14 protein-coding genes and 2 pseudogenes are annotated in these 19,302 nt (G+C 62.7%); 14 read left to right on the forward strand and 2 right to left on the reverse strand.

Features of this window, described 5'->3' with window-relative positions:
- Positions 1-107 precede the first annotated feature (107 nt).
- A complete protein-coding gene (locus PWP93_RS21735) occupies positions 108-797 on the forward strand; it encodes a FadR/GntR family transcriptional regulator (protein ID WP_421045900.1) in 690 nt (229 codons plus the stop codon).
- Between the two features lie 147 nt (positions 798-944).
- Here the strand turns inward: PWP93_RS21735 and phaP are convergent, their stop codons facing one another.
- Positions 945-1,505 (reverse strand): TIGR01841 family phasin, encoded by a 561-nt coding sequence (gene phaP, locus PWP93_RS21740; protein ID WP_421026928.1) that lies wholly within the window; start codon positions 1,503-1,505, stop codon positions 945-947.
- Positions 1,506-1,856: 351 nt separating this feature from the next.
- Between phaP and PWP93_RS21745 the strand changes: the two are divergent.
- The 5 genes and pseudogenes from PWP93_RS21745 to PWP93_RS21765 all read left to right on the forward strand — a co-directional run bounded on the left by PWP93_RS21745 (position 1,857) and on the right by PWP93_RS21765 (position 9,532).
- Positions 1,857-3,315, forward strand: a pseudogene (locus PWP93_RS21745) (catalase).
- A gap of 310 nt (positions 3,316-3,625) precedes the next feature.
- A complete protein-coding gene (locus PWP93_RS21750) occupies positions 3,626-4,201 on the forward strand; it encodes a cytochrome b (RefSeq protein WP_421046155.1) in 576 nt (191 codons plus the stop codon).
- Positions 4,202-4,221: 20 nt separating this feature from the next.
- On the forward strand, positions 4,222-5,691 hold the full coding sequence (locus tag PWP93_RS21755; protein WP_421046156.1) for a glycosyltransferase family 2 protein: 1,470 nt from the start codon (positions 4,222-4,224) through the stop codon (positions 5,689-5,691).
- Positions 5,692-5,875: 184 nt separating this feature from the next.
- A complete protein-coding gene (locus PWP93_RS21760; RefSeq protein ID WP_421046157.1) occupies positions 5,876-7,552 on the forward strand; it encodes an acid phosphatase in 1,677 nt (558 codons plus the stop codon).
- 552 nt (positions 7,553-8,104) lie between these two features.
- Positions 8,105-9,532: a sugar efflux transporter gene (locus tag PWP93_RS21765; RefSeq protein ID WP_421045901.1), complete on the forward strand. Its 1,428-nt coding sequence runs from the start codon at positions 8,105-8,107 to the stop codon at positions 9,530-9,532.
- A 48-nt stretch (positions 9,533-9,580) separates the two neighbouring features.
- Here PWP93_RS21765 and PWP93_RS21770 read toward each other — a convergent pair whose 3' ends face one another.
- Positions 9,581-10,060 carry a hypothetical protein gene (locus PWP93_RS21770; RefSeq protein WP_421026931.1) on the reverse strand — a complete coding sequence of 160 codons (480 nt, stop codon included), beginning with the start codon at positions 10,058-10,060 and terminating at the stop codon, positions 9,581-9,583.
- A 628-nt stretch (positions 10,061-10,688) separates the two neighbouring features.
- Between PWP93_RS21770 and PWP93_RS21775 the strand changes: the two genes are divergently transcribed.
- The 8 genes and pseudogenes from PWP93_RS21775 to PWP93_RS21810 all read left to right on the forward strand — a co-directional run.
- A complete protein-coding gene (locus PWP93_RS21775) occupies positions 10,689-12,236 on the forward strand; it encodes an NADH-quinone oxidoreductase subunit M (RefSeq protein ID WP_421045902.1) in 1,548 nt (515 codons plus the stop codon).
- Between the two features lie 357 nt (positions 12,237-12,593).
- A complete protein-coding gene (gene cyoA, locus PWP93_RS21780) occupies positions 12,594-13,481 on the forward strand; it encodes a ubiquinol oxidase subunit II (protein ID WP_035533912.1) in 888 nt (295 codons plus the stop codon).
- 6 nt (positions 13,482-13,487) lie between these two features.
- Entirely contained in the window at positions 13,488-15,524 is a 2,037-nt protein-coding gene (cyoB, locus tag PWP93_RS21785) for a cytochrome o ubiquinol oxidase subunit I (RefSeq protein ID WP_421045903.1), read from the forward strand.
- Complete coding sequence (gene cyoC / locus PWP93_RS21790; protein ID WP_421026934.1) at positions 15,524-16,135, forward strand: cytochrome o ubiquinol oxidase subunit III; 612 nt, start codon at positions 15,524-15,526, stop codon at positions 16,133-16,135. The genes cyoB and cyoC overlap by 1 nt, the downstream gene beginning before the upstream one ends.
- Positions 16,136-16,465 carry a cytochrome o ubiquinol oxidase subunit IV gene (gene cyoD, locus PWP93_RS21795; protein ID WP_421026935.1) on the forward strand — a complete coding sequence of 110 codons (330 nt, stop codon included), beginning with the start codon at positions 16,136-16,138 and terminating at the stop codon, positions 16,463-16,465.
- Positions 16,466-16,676: 211 nt separating this feature from the next.
- Positions 16,677-17,279: a TetR/AcrR family transcriptional regulator gene (locus PWP93_RS21800; protein ID WP_421045904.1), complete on the forward strand. Its 603-nt coding sequence runs from the start codon at positions 16,677-16,679 to the stop codon at positions 17,277-17,279.
- A 206-nt stretch (positions 17,280-17,485) separates the two neighbouring features.
- Positions 17,486-18,169, forward strand: a complete 684-nt coding sequence (locus PWP93_RS21805) for a type 1 glutamine amidotransferase domain-containing protein (protein WP_421045905.1) — start codon at positions 17,486-17,488, stop codon at positions 18,167-18,169.
- 317 nt (positions 18,170-18,486) lie between these two features.
- Positions 18,487-19,242: pseudogene (locus tag PWP93_RS21810) on the forward strand (NADH:flavin oxidoreductase/NADH oxidase); the annotation flags it as partial.
- Positions 19,243-19,302: the final 60 nt, after the last annotated feature.

Raw genomic sequence — 19,302 nt, forward strand, 5'->3', positions numbered from 1 at the left:
TTTCGCGTTTGCGGCAAGCCGCGCGGCAGGCCCGGTGCGCTCAATGCGCGCGCCGTATGACTTACAATCCGAAACACACCTGACAACTTCGCACGTAGCACTTCACCATGGCTGAGCAGAAAGCGCCGAACATGCCGGCGCGGATTTACAGCGACATCCTGAGCCGCATCATCGAAGGCGAATACAAGGAAGGGGACCGGCTGCCGACCGAGCACATGCTCGCGGAACGCTTCGCGACCTCGCGTCCGACCGTGCGCGAGGCGCTCGCGCAGTTGCGCGCGGACGGCATCATCGCCACGCGCCATGGCTCGGGAACGACGGTCATGCGCCGCCCGGATCCGGACGTGCGCCGCTTCGCGCCACTCGAAACGTTGTCGGACATCCGGCGCTGCTACGAGTACCGCGTGGTGGTCGAGGCGGGCGCGGCGGCCCTCGCCGCGCAGAAGGCCGACGACGCCGATGTCGCCGCGATTCGCCACGAATGGGACAACCTCCAGACCATCGTCGAAACGTCGGGCATTGGCGCGAAGGACGACTTCGCGTTTCATATGGCCGTGGCGCGCGCATCGAAGAATCAGTTCTTTATCACCGCGCTCTCGGGCATCCAGGAGCAGATGGTGTTCAGCATGAACCTGTCGCGCAACCTCTCGCTCGTGAAGTCCATCGAGCGGCAGCGCATCGTGCAGCAGGAGCATCTCGAAGTGCTCGAAGCCATTCAGGCGCACGACTCCGGGCGCGCGTCGCGGGCCATGCGCGAGCACCTCGAGAACGCGGTGAGCCGCATGTTCGGTTCTTGATCCACGCTTGGGGCCGTGTTCGACCCATGAATGAAAAAAGCGGGCTTCGCTGGTGCGAATCCCGCTTTTTGTTTGACCGGGACACCCGTCGGGCACCCGGTCAGCAACGCCGAGAGGCGTTGTCTTTAATGGCCTGGCTTAAGTGGCTTAAGCGGATTGCTTCGCGCCACGCGTGGCTTGAGCGGCGGCCTTCGATGCAGCCTTGGTGACCGCTTCGAAGTTGCTTTCGGCCATTTCGGCAGCCTGCTTGGCAGCCTTGTTCACCGACTCGTAGGCGCCTTGAGCAGCCGTGATCGCCGACTTGAATGCCGCGACAGCGGTTTCCGAACCGGCCGGTGCGTTTTTCGCTGCGTTGTCGATCAGCGATTGCACGGCGTGCTGCTGCTGCTCGAACTGGCTTTGCGCGGCTTGCGCGAATTCCGTGTGTGCGGCCGAGACGATCGCGTAGACGTTGCGGCCATAGGCCAGCGCCTTTTCGGCTGCCGGTTGTGCGAAGCCTGCTTGCAGGGCGAAGAAACCTTGCGGGTCCTTGGCCGACAGCGTGCGCTGGGCGTGCTCCTGGCCTTCCACGATGGCGGCGCGAGCCGTCTCGATGTTCAGTTCGGCGAGCTTGACTGCGCCTTCGAATGCCTTGTTCGTGAGGCCGAAGAGGGCTTCAAGACCGGCTTTCTGGGTCGCGGCGAATTGTTCGGGGGTAGGCAGAGTCATGTCGTCGTTCCTGAGGGTGGACCGCTACGTCGGTTCCGTTACGAAAAAAAGAAAACTTTTCTGTCGATCGATCACCGGTTCGCGCATTGGTGCGATGCAGCAATCGATTCCATGATATCTCAAAACAAATACGTGTCAAGCAATTTTTGTGCGTCGCATCAATTTCGTAAGCACCTGATTCACCTCGGAAAATCGAGACACAGCGAAGGCGTTCCGAAAGCGTCGTTGTGCACCCGGAATTTCCGATGCGAAACGCATGAAGCGCGCGCTGAACTGCCCACGCGCAGCCTGTTGTGACCGAAGGCACAATGGCGCTCTCTGGCCACATCTGGTCGACACAGGAGATGTGGAATGGCTGATTCGAGCGGCAAGTCTTTCGGCAAATCCACGACGAGCACGGGGGCGCCGGCCGTCAGCGACCGCAATTCGCTGACCATCGGCCCCGATGGCCCGATTCTGTTGCACGACGTGCATTTTCTCGAGCAGATGGCGCACTTCAACCGCGAGAAAGTGCCGGAGCGCCAACCGCATGCGAAGGGCGCCGGCGCGTTCGGCGAGCTCGAAATCGCGGAGGACGTCTCGAAGTACACGAAAGCGGCCTTGTTCCAGAAGGGTGCCAGCACGGAAGTGCTCGCGCGTTTTTCCACGGTGGCCGGCGAGATGGGCAGCCCCGACACCTGGCGCGACGTGCGCGGTTTTTCGCTGAAGTTCTATACGTCCGAAGGCAATTACGACCTGGTCGGCAACAATACGCCGGTGTCTTTGTGCGCGACCCGATGAAATTCCCTCACTTCATCCGCAGCCAGAAGCGGCTGCCCGATTCGGGCTTACGCGACAGCCACATGCAATGGGACTTCTGGACCAGCAATCCGGAGACGGCGCACCAGGTCATATTTGATGGGCGAGCGCGGGCTGCCGAGGACATGGCGCCATATGAACGGCTACGGCTCGCATACGTACATGTGGGTGAACGCGCAGGGCGAGAAGTTCTGGGTCAAGTATCACTTTCATACGAACCAGGGCATGCAGTTCTTCACCAACGCCGAGGCGGAAGCCATGTCTGGCCGCGACGCCGACTTCCATCGCCGCGACCTCTTCGAGGCGATCCAGCGCGGCGAGCATCCGTCGTGGACGGTTTCGGTGCAGGTCATGCGCTATGCCGACGCCAGGACCTATCGCTTCAATCCGTTCGATCTCACCAAGACGTGGTCGCACAAGGACTACCCGCTCATCAAGGTCGGCACGATGACGCTCAATCGCAACCCGGAGAACTTCTTCGCGCAGATCGAGCAGGCGCCGTTCTCACCGGGCAACGGTGCCGGGCATCGGGCTGTCTCCGGACAAGATGCTGCTGGGCCGCGCGTTTGCCTATAACGATGCGCATCGCGCGCGCATTGGCACGAACTTTCATCAATTGCCGGTGAACCGTCCGAAAGTGCCGGTGCAGACCTATATGTTCGACGGCAACATGACTTACGAGCACAGCGGCAGCGCGCCGGTCTATGCGCCGAACAGCGGCGGGCGTCCGTGGGCCGACCAGACCGGTTCCGTAGAAGCGGGCTGGGAATCCGATGGCGAAATGGTGCGCAGCGCCTATACGTTGCATGCCGAAGACGATGATTTTGGCCAGGCGGGTCATCTCGTGCGCAACGTTTTCAATGACGCGCAACGCGCGCAACTCGTCGACCAGGTGGTGGCGAGCATGAACGGCGTGCGCAGCCCGGTGCGCGAGCGCGTGTTCGAGTACTGGAAAAATATCGATGCCGAGGTTGGGCGCGCGATCGAAGCCAGGGCGGGCAACAGCAAGTAAGGCCACTGTTAGCTGGCTTGTTATTGCGTTGAATGTTTGAACCGGCGCGGTGCTTGTGCACCGCGCCGTTTTTTATCGATGCGTGGCTGTGCGTGCCTCGTGTCATCGGCACGAGGCGTGCCGTGGTGCTTCTGCGTGAGCGCGAGGTGAGGGCGCATAATGCGCGGATCGTCGTGCGGTGCATGCAGTCTGCGCGGTCCGCATTGCACGCGAGGGAATAAATCCGCCGCGCGGCGCGTTATTCCAGACTGAAACGTTACGGCATGCTCACGTGAAAACTTCCCTTTCCACCGCACCCGGTCCCGCGGCCATGGCATCCGCGCAAAAGTACACGCACGTTGCCGTGCTGCTGCACTGGTCGATCGCCTTGCTGATCGTCGCTAACGTCGCACTCGGCCTGACCGCCGCGCTGTTGCCCGACGGCGCGCTTCCCGACGAGTCGATTCGCTTCATCATCGACACGCACAAATCCATCGGCATCACCGTGCTCGGCCTTGCGATCCTGCGCGTGCTGTGGCGCTTCACGCACCGGCCGCCGCCATTGCCCGCCGAGTTCCCCACGTGGGAGCGCACGGCGGCGCATGCCGCGCACATTGCGCTTTACGTGCTCATCTTCGCAATGCCGATTTCGGGCTGGCTGCACGACTCCGCGTGGGCGGCCGCCGCGTCGCATCCCATGTATCTGTTCGGCCTGTTTGAGTGGCCGCGCATCGGCTTCATCATGAATCTCGATTTGGCGACCAGGAACCAGCTGCACGATCAGTTCGGCGCGCTGCACACGGCGTGCAGCTATGCGCTGTATGGCGTGCTCGCGCTGCATGTCGCGGGGGCGTTCAAGCATCAATGGATCGATCGCCATTCGGTGCTGCGCCGGATGATGCCGTGAACACCGCAACGAAGACTGCCTTGAACAACTCGCTAGAGGAGGCGCTCGCTCGCACGTCGCCGCGCCTCGCGCCGCCGCGAACGCCGTTTGCCAGCATCGCGATTCACCTGGGCGTCATGGTGCTGTGGTGCGTGTTGTTTGCGCGCGCATTTTTTCTGCAAGGCGTGGTTGCGTGGTCGACCGGCATGGCCTATGTGATTTACGACACGCTGCTGCTCGTGTTCGTGGCATGGCAGGCGCGCGTGCTGCTGCGTCCAGCCGGCGCGGCGGCGATCACGGCTGCTGCTGCGCCCGGTTCGCAGCCGACGCTCGGCGTGATCGTCGCCGCGCACAATGAGGCGGCAGTGCTGCCCATCACGCTGGACGCGCTGTTCGCGCAGACTCGCGCACCGCAACAGATCGTGATTGCCGACGATGGCTCGAGCGACGGCACCGCAGCGTGGCTTGCGCAGCGCTATGGGCTGGCCGATCCGGGCGAAGGGTGCTTGAGCCCGCCTTCACCTGACTATCCGACTCTGCGCTGGCTGAAGCTGCCGCACGGCGGCAAGGCGCGCGCGCTCAATGCGGCGCTCGGCGTCATCCGGACCGACGCGGTGATGACGGTCGATGCCGACACGCTGCTCGAACCCGACGCTTGCGCGGCCATGATCGACGCGTTTGGCCGCGAGCCCGTGCTCGTGGCAGCGGCGGGGCTGCTCATGCCGGTTTGCGGACACTCGCCGAGCGGGCGCTTTTTTCAGTGGTTCCAGACCTACGAGTACATTCGCAATTTCATCTCGCGCTTCGCGTGGATGCGCGCGGACAGCCTGCTGCTCGTCTCCGGCGCGTTCGCGGCCTTCCGGCGCGACGCGGTGATGGCGGTGGGCGGGTTCGATCCGCATTGTCTTGTAGAGGATTACGAACTGATCCACCGGCTGCGGCGCTATTCGGCGCGTGAAGGCCTCGGCTGGGACGTGCGCGTGATTGGCGCCGCGCGCGCCCGCACCGACGCACCCGGCACGCTTGCGAGCTTCCTGCGGCAGCGCCGCCGCTGGTTCGCGGGTTTCTTGCAGACCCAATACTGGTATCGCGATATGACCGGGAACCGTCGCTACGGCAAGCTCGGTCTCATGATGCTGCCGGTGAAGGCGTTCGATACAGTGCAGCCCATTTACGGCCTGACGGCGTTCGCGCTGTTGCTCGGATTTCTCGTCGATGGGCGCTTCACGATCGTGCTGCCGGTGCTCGCGGTGATCGTCGGGAAGATCGTGATCGATCTCGCGTTTCATCTGTTTTCGGTGCATTTATACCGGCGCTGGAGCGGCGACCGTACGACTTCCAGTTTCGGCATGGCGCTGCTTGCGGCGATCTTCGAGCCATTCTCGTTCCAGTTGATGCGCCACGCGGGCGCCGCGCTCGGCTGGCTGTATTTTTTGCTCGGGCGCCGCAAGTGGGGCGTGCAGCAGCGCACCGGCCTGGGCGTACCTCGGGGGCGCGGGACGGTGGTGTAGCCGGTTGCGCCGAATGCGGCTGAATGTGCTGGGGAGCCCGCATATCGGCCCGCTCACGGTATCCTCCTCGTGACATGCGGAGCGCACGCGCTCGCGTGATTTCCGATACGACACAGGAGGCAAGCCGATGCGGCAAGACGACCCGAAGGCACCCGACCCGCAAAGCCATGACCAAGCGCTGGGCATGAGCAGCCCCGACCACATCGGCACGGACCATCATGGCCCGGACGATCCCGCCCGTCGCCGCGTGCTGGGCGGAATCGCAGCGGTTGGCGTGGGCCTCGCGCTCGGCGGCTGCCAGTCGTCCGCCCGCAGCGCGGGCGAGGCGCCGCGCAATGCCGGCGACGCGCGCCTCGACGCGGCGCTGCGCGACCAGGTGCGCCACATCGTCGTGATCTATGCGGAGAACCGCAGCTTCGTCAATCTCTACGGCGACTTCCCGGGCGTGCAGACGCCGCTTTCCCGCGTGCCTGCGCAGCGCTACATGCAACTCGACCGCGACGGCAAGACGCCGCTCGCGCAGTTGCCGAAGATCTGGGGCGGACTGGTTCCGCAGGCGCAGGAACTCGACGGCAAGCGCTACATGATCGGCCAGGAGGACATTACGGGGCTTGCGAACCGGCCGTTTCGCATCGGCGACGCGCACGGCAATCCGTTGCCGAACGGAATCAAGACGCGCGATCTCATCCATCGCTTCTACCAGAACCAAATGCAGATCAACGCCGGCCGCAACGACCAGTTCGCCGCGTGGGGCGATTCGGGCGGCCTCGTGATGGGCTATTACGAGAACTCGGCCGTAACACTGCGGCTCTGGAAACTCGCGCAGCAATACACGCTGTGCGATAACTTTTTCATGGCGGCGTTCGGCGGCTCGTGGCTCAATCACATCTATCTGATCTCCGCGCAGGCGCCGTACTATCCCAACATTCAGTCGAGCCCGGCGAAGCACCTCGTCTCCGTGCTCGAGGGTGACGACCCGCTCGGCACGCGCCTGAAACTCGCGCCCGCATGCCCGCCTTCGGCGCTGGGCGGGCCGCCGAAATTCGTGAGCGACGGCCTGTTCACGCCCGACGGTTATGCGGTCAACACCATGGCGCCGCCGTATCAACCGAGCAGCGTGCGGCCGGCCGAAGACGGCAACCCCGCATGGGCCGATCCCGCCAATCCGCGCGTGATGCCGCCGCAAACCTACGCGACGATCGGCGACCGGCTCTCCGCGAATGGCGTCGACTGGGCCTGGTACAGCGGCGCCTGGCAATACGCGCTGGACCACCGCGACACGGGCGCCGAGCCCGACTTCCAGTATCACCACCAGCCGTTCAACTACTTCGCCAACTACGCGCCCGGCACGGCCGCGCGCGCACGACACCTGCGCGATGGGGGCCTCGGCGACGATCCGGCCACCAACCGCCTGCTCGCCGACATCGACGCGGGACGGCTGCCCGCCGTCACCTTCTACAAGCCGCAGGGCAACCTGAACATGCACGCGGGCTACGCCGACGTGGCGTCGGGCGACCGCCATATCGCCACCGTGATCGAGCATCTGCAGCGCAGCGAGCACTGGGCGAATACCGTGATCGTGATGACGCACGACGAGAACGGCGGCTGGTGGGATCCAGTCGCGCCGCCCCAGGGTGACCGCTGGGGGCCGGGCTCGCGCGTCCCGGCGCTCGTGGTCGCGCCGTTCGCGAAGAAGGGCTTCGTGGACCACACTTTCTACGACACCAACTCGATCCTGCGCTTCATCAGCCGCGTGCACGGACTCGCGCCGCTCGACGGCGTGGCGTCGCGCGAGCGCGCGTGCGCCGCGCGCGGGCAGACGCCGCCGGGCGATCTCACGGCGGCGCTCGATCTGGCGTGATGGCATTCGTGGTCGTATGCAGCGGGGAGCGGCGGGTTGCTCATTGGAAATGCAGTTGCCGCTTCCGTGACTGAATCGATGAACTTGTCGTCCGATCAATGAGTTGGCGAGATCCCCAGGCGGTTATCAACAGACTTGTCCAGAAAAACTGTGGACAACTTTTTCATGCAAAATTTGTGCATCCGCCGTGGCTCCCGCAGGCTTGTTTTTTAAAATCATGGACTTGGCATCGATGTCCCAAGGTTGCCCACAAGGCTGTGAACAAAATCTGTGGACAAGCGGGGCGCTAGTTTTCGTTTCTGCGGCAAATTTGCTGCATTCGGAAACGGCACGCACAATCCGATACGCATCAGGCACTTGCCGCACTCGTCCCTGAGTTACGCACAGGCCTATGCACGAAATCTGTGGATAGCGCACCCAGATGCTGACACGCCTGGCAAGCGCCTTGCGCGAGGCGCGGCTTGCGCCCGATAATCGCCCTCGATACGCCTGATTACGACATGATCGCGACGCCTGCGTGTCGCGGCTTCTCCTCCCACTCTGCGTCGCGCCGTGCTCAAGAACTCGCGCTTTGCCGGTCTTCTGCGTATTCCCGGTTTTCTGCCGCTCGCCGGCGCCACGCTCATGCTGGGCGTGGCGATGTCGTTCACCGCACCGTACCTGTCCTTGTTCGGCGTCGAACGCGCCGGCATGACGCCGTTGCGGCTCGGCGTGTTCATGACCGCGATCGCAGCGAGCGGCGTCATCGCCAGCACGGCGGCCGGGCGCTGGAGCGATGCCTCGGGCAAGCATCGGCCGCTGTTGCTCGCTTCGCTGTGCGCGGCCACGCTCGGCTATTTGTGCTTGTGCGTCGTGCGCGATTACCGCTTACTGCTCGCGGTGGGCGTGGTGTTCATCGGCGCGGGCGGCTGCGCGCTCTCGCTCGTGTTTTCGTTCAGCCGTGCGGCGCTGCCGGCCGCCGACGATGCCGAGCGCACCTTCGCGAGCGCGACCTTGCGCACGATTCTGTCAGCAGCCTGGGTGTTCGGGCCGGCGGTTGGCGCACTGGTGCTCGCGGCCACCAGCTTCTACGGGCTATTCCTGTTCGCGGCGGCGAGCTTTGCTGTGTGCGGCACGATCGTCTGGCGCATGCGCGAGCCGCGCCAGGACGAGCACGCGACCCAGCATCTGATGACGCGGCCCACGGCCGAGGAGGTGGCCGCGGAGTTGGCGCAAGAGGCCAATGCGCCGCACGAAGGCCAGCCGCTCACCCAGGCCGAGGTGCAGCCGGCCGTGACGCAGCGCGCGCATGCGAGCGCCCCCGACGTTTCGCAAGGCGACATCATGCGCGCGGTGGTGGCGCTCACGCTCATCGGCCTCGCCGCCAACGCGACGATGATCGTGCTGCCGCTCTATATCGTGCATGGCCTGCAGGGCTCGCGCCTCGACGTTTCGATCATGCTCGGGCTCGGCGCGTTCATGGAGATTCCGATGATGCTCGCGCTCGGCGCGAAAGCGTCGCGGCTGAACAAGTTGCGCTGGCTCGCGGCCTGCGCCGTCGTGCACGCGGTGTATTTCGTGTCGATGTCGGCAGCGCCGGGCGTGTACGCGCTGATTCCCATGCAGATCCTCAACGCATTCGTGGTGGCCGTCACCTCGTGTCTCGGCATGACCTATGTGCAGGACCTGATGCCCGAATCGCCCGGGCGCGCCACCGCGCTGTTCTTCAACGCATCGCGGCTTGGCTCGATTCTGTCCGGCGTGCTCACAGGCCTGCTCGTGCAGGCGTTCGGGTATCGCGGCACGTTTCTGTTCTGCGGCGTGCTCGCGCTTTGCGCGCTTGTGCTGTTCGCGGTCCCGGGCGAAATGTACCCGCGCCTGGCGTACGCGGCGCGGCGTTATGCGCGCACGATCAGCACCCGCAGCACCTGCAGCACCTGCAGCACCCGCAGCACCCGCAGTACGAAGCAACACAACAATGTAGTTGGCGATCCTGATTGATTTGCCGCTGGCGAAAAACCGCGCACTCGTTGCGCGGCCCCCAAGCATTCAATGCATGTACGTAACGCGGCGCGCGCGGTGGCTCAGCCGCAAGCCAGCATCGAGCAGCGCGATGGCGAACCAGCGCGCGGTCTTGAGCATGCCGCTCACGCTCGATGTCGGCAGCCAGTCGTTGAGCAGTTGCACGGCGGCCTCGCTGCGGGTCGATTGCAGCAGCGCGATGACCTGCAGCAGCGAGCCTTCGTCCTTCGCGAGCTCGGATGCGCAACGGCAGCGCGTGTCGAGCGGCCGGCACGAGGCGCGGCACAGGGTGGCCATCAAGTGTTCGAAGTGGTCGATGCCGTGAGGGGCGAGCCCGGCCTCGGCTAGCACGCCGCGCCAGTTTTCGGCTTTGCCATGCGCATCGCAGTGCGGACGCAGCCAGGTGCGCACCGCGCGCAGCACGGTTTGCTCGGCGCTGTCCGGATGCTGGACGAAGGTTTCGTCGATCAGTGTGTCGTTTCTCGCGAATAGGGTAGTCGGGTTCATGAAGCCTCCTGTCGGCTGGAAGGCGTGCTTCAGCACGGACTCTGGCGTCATGATGCTGCAAACCCTTCTCAAATGCAAATGATTCTCATTTGATAAATTAACCATGGTCATATTGAGGCTATTTGGCGTGCCGACTGCGCGGCGCGAAACGAACGGGAGGTTTTTTGCATCGCGCAAACGCGCGCGGGGCGGGGCAGGCACGGTTTCTCGCCCCTGAGTTCTATGCATAAGTCATTGAACCGAAAGAAACAAGTAAGGTATTATTCGGGCCGCGCGGAGCGACGACATGTCGCTCCTGGGTTGATCAAGGAAGTCTCAAGGGGCACTTTCCAGATCAAAAAACATGCGTCTGACGCAATGTGTTGTATTTCGTCTTAGTATGAATCTGAATAAAAACAATGACTTGTATCAAGCTTTGATCCGGTGCGAGTTGTTGCGCTGCAAAACTTCCGTATTCCGATTACCCTCGTTAACCCTTGAACGTGTGTTGCATTTCGCCTTGTAGCTGACAAATTCGTTACAGCGCGGCTGGTCCGATTTTCACCCCACGTCAATCTTTCAAATTGCTTGCGCACCAATCCGTGCGCCGAGGAAGCTATTCGCTCCGCATTTTTAGGGTCCCGTTGAAATGCATTCCGTTCCATTCCTGAGTCTGGCGATCTGGATTCCCATCCTGTTCGGTGTGGCCGTCCTGCGCGTCGGATCGGATCGTCAACCGCAGCGCGCGCGCTGGCTGTCGCTGATCGGCGCCATCGTTGGCCTGCTGTTGACCTTGCCGCTGATCACTGGTTTTGACAACCACGCTGCCGGCATGCAGTTCGTCGAATTTCGCAACTGGCTGCCCGAGTTCGGGGTTGCCTGGCGTCTCGGGATCGATGGAATTTCGATGTGGCTCGTCGTGCTGACCGCGTTCACCACGCTCGTGATCGTGATCGCCTCGTGGGCGTCGATCACGGAGCGCGTCGCGCAGTACTTCGGCGCGTTCCTGATTCTCTCGGGTCTGATGGTCGGCACCTTCGCGGCCACCGACGGCATGCTGTTCTTCGTGTTCTTCGAAGCGACACTGATTCCGCTGTACCTGCTGATCGGCACGTGGGGCCACGCTCGTCGCACCTACGCGGCGGTCAAGTTCTTCTTCTTCTCGCTCGCGGGCTCGCTGCTGATGCTGCTGTCGATGCTGTATCTCTACAGCCAGTCGCACACCTTCGACATGTCCGTGTGGCATAGCCTCACGCTCGGCTTCGTTCCGCAGATTCTCATCTTCATCGGTTTCTTCGCGGCCTTCGCGGTCAAGGTGCCGATGTGGCCGTTCCACACCTGGCTGCCCGACGTCCACCTCGAGGCGCCCACCGGCGCGACCGTGCTGATGGCCATGCTCAAGCTCGGCGGCTACGGCTTCCTGCGCTTCACGCTGCCGATCACGCCCGACGCCGCGCACTTCTTCGCGCCGGCGATCATCACGCTCTCGCTCGTGGCGGTGGTGTACTCGAGCCTGCTCGCGCTCGCGCAGACCGACATGACCAAGATGCTCGCGTACTCGACGGTGGCTCACATGGGTCTCGTCACGCTGGGCCTGTTCCTCTTCAACCAGATCGGCACCGAAGGCGCGATCGTGCAGATGATCTCGTACGGTTTTGTCTCGGGCGCGTTGCTGCTCTCGGTCGGCGTGCTGTTCGACCGCACGAAGACGCGCACGATCTCGGCCTATGGCGGCGTCGCCAACGTGATGCCGCGCTACGCCGCTTTCATGATGCTGTTCTGCATGGCCAACCTGGGCCTGCCGGGCACCTCGGGCTTCGTGGGCGAGTTCATGGTCATCATGGGCGCGATCCGCGTGAACTTCTGGGTCGGCGCGATTGCCGCGACGACCGTCATTCTGAGCGCTGCGTACACCCTCTGGATGTACAAGCGCGTGATCTTCGGCGCTGTGGCGAACAAGCGCGTGGCGAAGCTGGCCGACCTCGGCCGCCGCGAAACGCTGATCTTCGCTTCGCTCGCAGCGCTGGTGCTGGCAGTGGGCCTCTACCCGAAGCCCATGACCGATGCGATCGAGCTCTCGGCAGCGAACCTCGTGAACCAGGCAGGCCGCTCGAAGCAGCCCGCTGACGACGGTGCGCCTGCGGAAGCCGTGCGTGCGGGCACCGACGTGCGTGCCGCGCAGCACTCGCCGACGTAACGACGTAAAGGTCGTGATCAGCAAGGAATGACGGCGCACCTCGCGCGCCGCCCCGCCATGAGGCGGCGCGGCGCGCGAGGTGCGTCCAGAAGGTTTCGAATTTTGATGTTCGAAAAAAGCCGCTGCGGATCGGTGTCAAGGCCGTATCAGGGCGCGATGTGCGTGTGTTTCCGAGGCGCGACAAACCTCGCGAACACATGCGACATAGTGTCTCGATTTCGGTTTTGACAAAGATCATTTCTGCATTCATTGATTGTCTTCGATCAGAGCGGCTGTATGATTCGGGCGCGCTTCCCTTGTCTCATGTCAAAGGGGTGTGTCCGGAACTATTCAATGAATGAATTTCAGGCAAACGTGATGAAAAGAACGACCTTGCAAAGGTTACTGCTTCCCGTGAGTGCCGGATTGGCCATGTGTCTTTCCGGATGCAACTTGGAAGTCCTCGACCCCAAAGGCAGCGTGGGGATGGCGGAAAAGTCGCTGATCGCGACCTCCACCTGGGCCATGCTGATCGTGGTGATCCCCGTGATCATCCTGACGCTGTGGTTCGCGTACCGTTACCGCGCGTCGAACCGCAACGCCACTTATGCGCCCAAGTGGTCGCACTCGACGGCTATCGAAGTCGTCGTCTGGACCGTGCCGACGCTGATCATTCTGTTCCTCGGCGTGCTCACGTGGAAAACCACGCATGAGCTCGACCCGTACAAGCCTCTCGAATCGAACGTCAAGCCGATCAACGTCGAAGTGGTCGCGCTGGACTGGAAGTGGCTCTTCATCTATCCGGACCTCGGCATTGCCACGGTGAACCAGCTGGCTGTGCCCGTTGGCACGCCGGTGAACTTCAGCATCACGTCCGACTCGGTGATGAACTCGTTCTTCATCCCGCAACTGGGCACCCAGGTCTACGCGATGGCCGGCATGCAGACGCGCCTGCACCTGATCGCGGACGAAGCCGGCGATTACGCGGGCCTGTCGGCGAACTTCAGCGGCAAGGGCTTCTCGGACATGAAGTTCCGCACGATCGCAACGAACCAGCAAGACTTCGACGCATGGGTCCAGAAGGTCAAGGCGTCGCAAACGTCGCTTTCGATGGATCAGTACGCGACGGTCGCCAAGCCGAGCGAAAAGGCTCCGGTTGAGTACTTCTCGACGGTCGACCCGAAGCTCTTCAACAACATCATTGCGAAGTACAACAACGGCCACGTCACGAATTTCAGTGACCCGTCGTGCGTGACCAAGGGGTAACCAGGCATGTTCGGAAAACTTACACTGGATGCCGTTCCGTATCACGAGCCGATTATTCTCGGCACGATGTTCGGCATGGCGGTCATCGGCGCACTCTTGCTCGGTGGCATCACTTACTTCGGTAAGTGGAAATACTTGTGGACGGAGTGGCTGACGAGCGTCGACCACAAGCGTCTGGGCGTGATGTACATCATCGTCGCTCTCGTCATGCTCGTGCGCGGCTTCGCCGACGCCATCATGATGCGTAGCCAGCTCGCGCTCGCGTACAACGCGCCGGGCTTTCTCCCGCCGCATCACTACGACCAGATCTTCACGGCGCACGGCGTGATCATGATTTTCTTCATGGCCATGGCCTTCATGGTCGGCCTGATGAACATCGTCGTGCCGCTGCAGATCGGTGCGCGCGACGTGGCGTTCCCGTTCCTGAACTCGCTGTCGTTCTGGATGACGGCCGTTGGCGCGGCCCTGCTGATGATCTCGCTGGTCGTCGGTGAATTCGCGCAGACCGGCTGGCTCGCGTATCCGCCGCTTTCGGAGCTCGCATACAGTCCAGGGGTTGGTGTCGACTACTATCTGTGGGCGCTCCAGATCTCCGGTGTCGGCACGCTGCTGACCGGCGTGAACTTCTTCGTCACCATCATCAAGATGCGTGCCCCCGGCATGACGATGATGAAGCTGCCGGTGTTCACGTGGACGGCGCTGTGCACGAACGTGCTGATTATGGCTTCGTTCCCGGTCCTGACCATCGCGCTCGCGCTGCTCGGCCTCGACCGCTACTTGGGCATGCACTTCTTCACGAACGATGCCGGCGGCAACGCCATGCTGTACCTGAACCTGATCTGGGCCTGGGGTCACCCTGAGGTGTACATCCTGATCCTGCCGGCGTTCGGCATTTTCTCGGAAGTCGTTTCGACCTTCTCGAAGAAGCCGCTGTTCGGCTACAAGGCAATGGTCTATGCGACCTGCGCGATCATGGTGCTGGCGTTCCTCGTGTGGCTGCACCACTTCTTCACGATGGGTTCGGGCGCGGACGTCAACGCGTTCTTCGGCATCGCCACGATGATCATCTCGATCCCGACGGGCGTGAAGATCTTCAACTGGCTGTTCACGATCTACCGCGGCCGCCTCGAGTTCAACTCGGCCGTGCTGTGGACGCTCGGCTTCATGGTCACCTTCACCATCGGCGGCATGACCGGCGTAATGATGGCGATCCCGGGCGCGGACTTCGTGCTGCACAACTCGCTGTTCCTGATTGCTCACTTCCACAACGTGATCATCGGCGGCGTGGCGTTTGGCTACTTCGCCGGCATGAACTTCTGGTTTCCGAAGGTATTTGGCTTCAAGCTCAACGAAAAGCTCGGCAAGCGCGCGTTCTGGTTCTGGCTCACGGGCTTCTATGTTGCGTTCACGCCGCTGTACGTGCTCGGTTTCATGGGCGCAACGCGTCGTCTGAACCACTACGACAATCCGGCATGGCATCCGTGGATGATCGTCGCCTGGTTCGGCGCCGTGCTCGTGCTGATCGGCATCGTGCACCAGTTCGCACAGCTGTACGTTTCGGTTCGCGACCGCAACCTGCCGGAAAACCGCGACCTGACGGGCGATCCGTGGAGTGGCCGTACGCTGGAATGGTCGATCTCGTCGCCGCCGCCGTCGTATAACTTCCCGGTTATCCCGCACGTGAGCGAGCTCGACGAATTCGCGCACATGAAGGAAATGGGCCGCGAAACGCCGGACGTCGCGAACACGAAGTACACCGATATCCACATGCCCTCGAACACGAGCGCAGGCGTCTTTATCGGCTTCTTCAGCCTGGTGGTCGGCTTTGCTGGCATCTGGCACATCTGGTGGCTCATGATCGCTGGTTTCGTCGGCATTCTCGCGACGGCAATCGGCTACAGCTTCCAGAAAAACGAGGGTTACTACATCCCGGCCTCCAAGGTCCGGGCCGATGAAGAAGCGCGTAATCGCGCACTGGTCAAGGCGTTCGAAGACAAGCAGCGCCGTGGCAAGGTTGACGAAGCAGCACTGGAGGCCAACTGATGTCGACGAATACAAGTGCGGCCGCACTGGCGGCGCACGATCACCACGATCACCCGCCGTCACATTCGGTGTTCGGCTTCTGGCTGTACCTGATGACGGACTGCATTCTGTTCGGCTCGCTGTTCGCAGTGTTCGCCGTGATGCAGCACCAGTTCGCAGGCGGCCCGACCGGCAAGGACCTGTTCGACATTCCGGGCGTCGCGCTGGAAACGGCAGTGCTGCTGCTGTCGTCCATCACGTACGGCTTCGCGATGATCGGCGCGTACAAGAAGCGCACCGGCCAGGTGATGTTCTGGCTGGCCGTCACGTTCCTGCTGGGCGCGACCTTCCTGTACTTCGAACTGCATGAATTCGCGCACCTGATCGAAGAAGGCGCGGGCCCGCAGCGCAGCGCGTTCCTCTCGTCGTTCTTCACGCTGGTGGCCACCCACGGTATCCACGTGACGTTTGGCATGCTCTGGATGATCGTGCTGATGGTGCAGACCCTGAAGGCGCCGGAAATCGGCGAGCGCGAAATTCGCCGCCTGTCGTGCCTGAGCCTTTTCTGGCACTTTCTGGACATTGTCTGGATCTGCGTGTTCTCCTTTGTTTACCTTGCGAGCGTGATCTAAATGAGTGCTCATTCCATCCACGAAGAAGAAAGCCACGGCAGCCTCGGCGGTTACCTGGCAGGTTTCGTCCTGGCGGTGGTGCTCACGGCCGCTTCGTTCTGGCTCGTGCTACATGGCGGCTTCTCGCGCGAAACCGCGCTGCTCGGCCTTGCCGTGCTGGCGGTCGTGCAGATCCTCGTGCACCTCGTGTTCTTCCTGCACATGAACTCGTCGTCGAGCCAGCGCTGGAACGTGACCGCGTTCACCTACACGGTGCTGACGGTGTTGATCATCGTCGGCGGTACGCTGTGGGTCATGCATAACGTCGGCATGAATATGATGTCGCGTTAATTTCTTGTCTCGTCAAGTCCGGCGCTCGCGCCGGGCGCGACGGCCAAGACAACGCCGCCTGGGCTCGCGCCCGGCGGCGTTTTTCGTTTTTGAGCCTGGAGTTTCGTTTCGGAAACGATGCGGAGCGCTGGAATTTCCGATCGTGGAAAACACTACGACGGACGCGCGTTTACTAGACGACTGGTCTATTCCGCCGGTAACATGGCAACCCATGAACGCAGCGCCAGCCGTCGAAACGCGGCAACACATTCTCGATACTGCCATGCCCATCTTGCTGGGCAAGGGTTTTTCGGCCGTGGGTCTCAATGAGATTCTCGCGGCTGCGGGCGTCCCCAAGGGGTCGTTCTATCACTATTTCGGCTCGAAAGAAGCGTTCGGTGAAGCGTTGCTGACGTCGTATTTCACCGAGTACGCGGAACGCCTCGCGGCGCAACTCTCGAGCGAGGTAGGTACGCCGGCCACGCGGCTCATTGGTTATTTCGACGCGTGGCGCGTGATGCAATGCGCGGACGGTCCGGACGGCAAGTGCCTGGCGGTGAAGCTGGGTGCGGAAGTCAGTGATCTTTCGGAGCCGATGCGCGCGGTCCTGCGCCGCGGTACGGACGAGATCATCGGACGCATTGCGGCATGCATCGAAGAAGGTCGCGCGGATGGGTCGCTTGCGGGCGTGAACGATGCTGCCGTAACGGCGGGGGCCCTGTATCAGCTATGGCTGGGTGCGACGTTGATGGAGAAGATCCGCCGCGACCGCAGCCCGCTCGACGCTGCGATGGCGACTACGCGGCAGTTGTTGAATCTCCCGGCAGGCGATTGATCGAACGCGAGCCGGCGTTTCCGGGCATCAGCATTGCAATGAAGCGGCGCGCTTGAGCGGGCGCCATGCAAATGGGCCACTTGGTGCAGCCTGTTACTAGACGACTGGTCTAATAGTCCGTTTCCAGCGTGCTGTGCGGAGCAGTTTTCGATGTGGGTCGCGCAGATCGCGCAAGCACACGGACATCACCGAAAAGAGGAATCTTGATGAAAGTACTGATCGTTTTGACTTCGCACGAAGACCTCGGCAACACGGGCAAGAAGACCGGTTTCTGGCTCGAAGAACTCGTCGCGCCGTACTACGCGTTGCGCGACGCGGGGGCGCAAATCACGCTGGCTTCGCCCATGGGCGGCCAGCCGCCGCTCGATCCAAAGAGCAGCGACCCCACGGCTCAGACCGACGCGACGCGCCGTTTCGACGCTGACGCCACGGCGCGTGCCGAGCTTTCCAATACGAAACGCCTCGTCGAGATCGACGCGAGTGCGTTCGACGCGGTGTTCTACCCCGGCGGCCACGGCCCGCTGTGGGACCTCGCGGAAGATCCGGTCTCGGTCGCACTGATCGAGAAGACAATTGCGGCGGGCAAGCCGGTCGCTGCCGTGTGCCATGCACCGGGCGTGCTGCGTCATGTGAAGGGTGCGGACGGCCAGCCGCTGGTGGCGGGCAAGGCGGTCACCGGCTTTTCGAATAGCGAAGAAGCCGCGGTGCAGCTGACCGATGTGGTGCCGTTCCTTGTCGAGGACGTGCTCAAGGAAAACGGTGGCAAGTACACGAAAGCCGCTGACTGGGCACCGCACGTCGAAACCGACGGATTGCTCATCACGGGGCAGAACCCGGCTTCGTCGGAGCCGGTTGCCCACGCGCTGCTTGCGGCGCTGCGCAGCAAGTAAGCACGGGCTGGTCGCCTGTAAAGAACTGCAGGCACGGCGAGTCCAGCTTCGAGTCTCGTCACCGGATGCTTCGCACGCGAGTTGTATCCGGTGAGCGCGCCGGTTTGCCCGTTGCGGGCCGGTGCTCAATCGATGACGGCGGCGAATTCATGACCGCCGTCGTCCGCTTCTGGTCTCTATTTCCTTTCGGCAACGCGAGGAAATCCCGATTTCTCAGCCGACCCGCGCGCATTGCGCGCTTGCGTCAATCAGTAACCGTTACGTGATCGGAGCGAGCCACTAAAGTGGCGGCTCCGGTTAATACAGGAGAGCATTTGATGTCTGCATTGTTCGAGCCGTTCAAGCTCAAGGGCGCAACGCTGCGCAACCGCATTGCCGTTCCGCCAATGTGCCAGTACATGGCTGTCGACGGCATGATCAACGACTGGCATCACGTCCACTACGCTCAAATCGCACGCGGCGGCGCAGGCCTCGTGATTGTCGAGGCCACGGCGGTTTCTCCGGAAGGCCGCATCACGCCGGGCTGCGCGGGCATCTGGAACGATGAGCAGGCCAAGGCCTTTGCGCCGACGGTCGCCGCAATCAAGGCGGCGGGCGCGGTGCCGGGCATCCAGATCGCGCACGCGGGCCGCAAGGCGAGCGCGAACCGCCCGTGGGAAGGCGACGACCATATCGCTGAAGGCGACGCGCGCGGCTGGCAGGCGATCGCGCCGTCCCCGATCGAGTTCGGCGCGCATCTGCCGAAGGTCCCGCGTGCAATGACGCTCGACGACATCGCGCGCGTGCGCGAGGATTTCGTTTCGGCGGCCAAACGTGCGCTCGACGCCGGCTTCGAATGGCTCGAACTGCACTTCGCGCACGGCTATCTCGGCCAGAGTTTCTTTTCCGAACATTCGAACCAGCGCAACGACGCCTATGGCGGCAACCTCGAAAACCGCAGCCGTTTCCTTCTGGAAACGCTGGCCGCGGTGCGCAAAGTCTGGCCGGAGCATCTGCCGCTGACTGCGCGTTTCGGCGTGATCGAATACGATGGCCGCGACGAGCAGACGCTCGCCGAGTCGATCGAACTAGCCAGCACCAATATTGCAGCTTCGCTGCGCGCCGGAGTGGTCGGCTATCACACGTGCATTTCG

This window comes from Paraburkholderia sp. A1RI-2L, from assembly GCF_048957375.1.
In the GTDB taxonomy this organism is placed as follows: Bacteria; Pseudomonadota; Gammaproteobacteria; order Burkholderiales; family Burkholderiaceae; genus Paraburkholderia.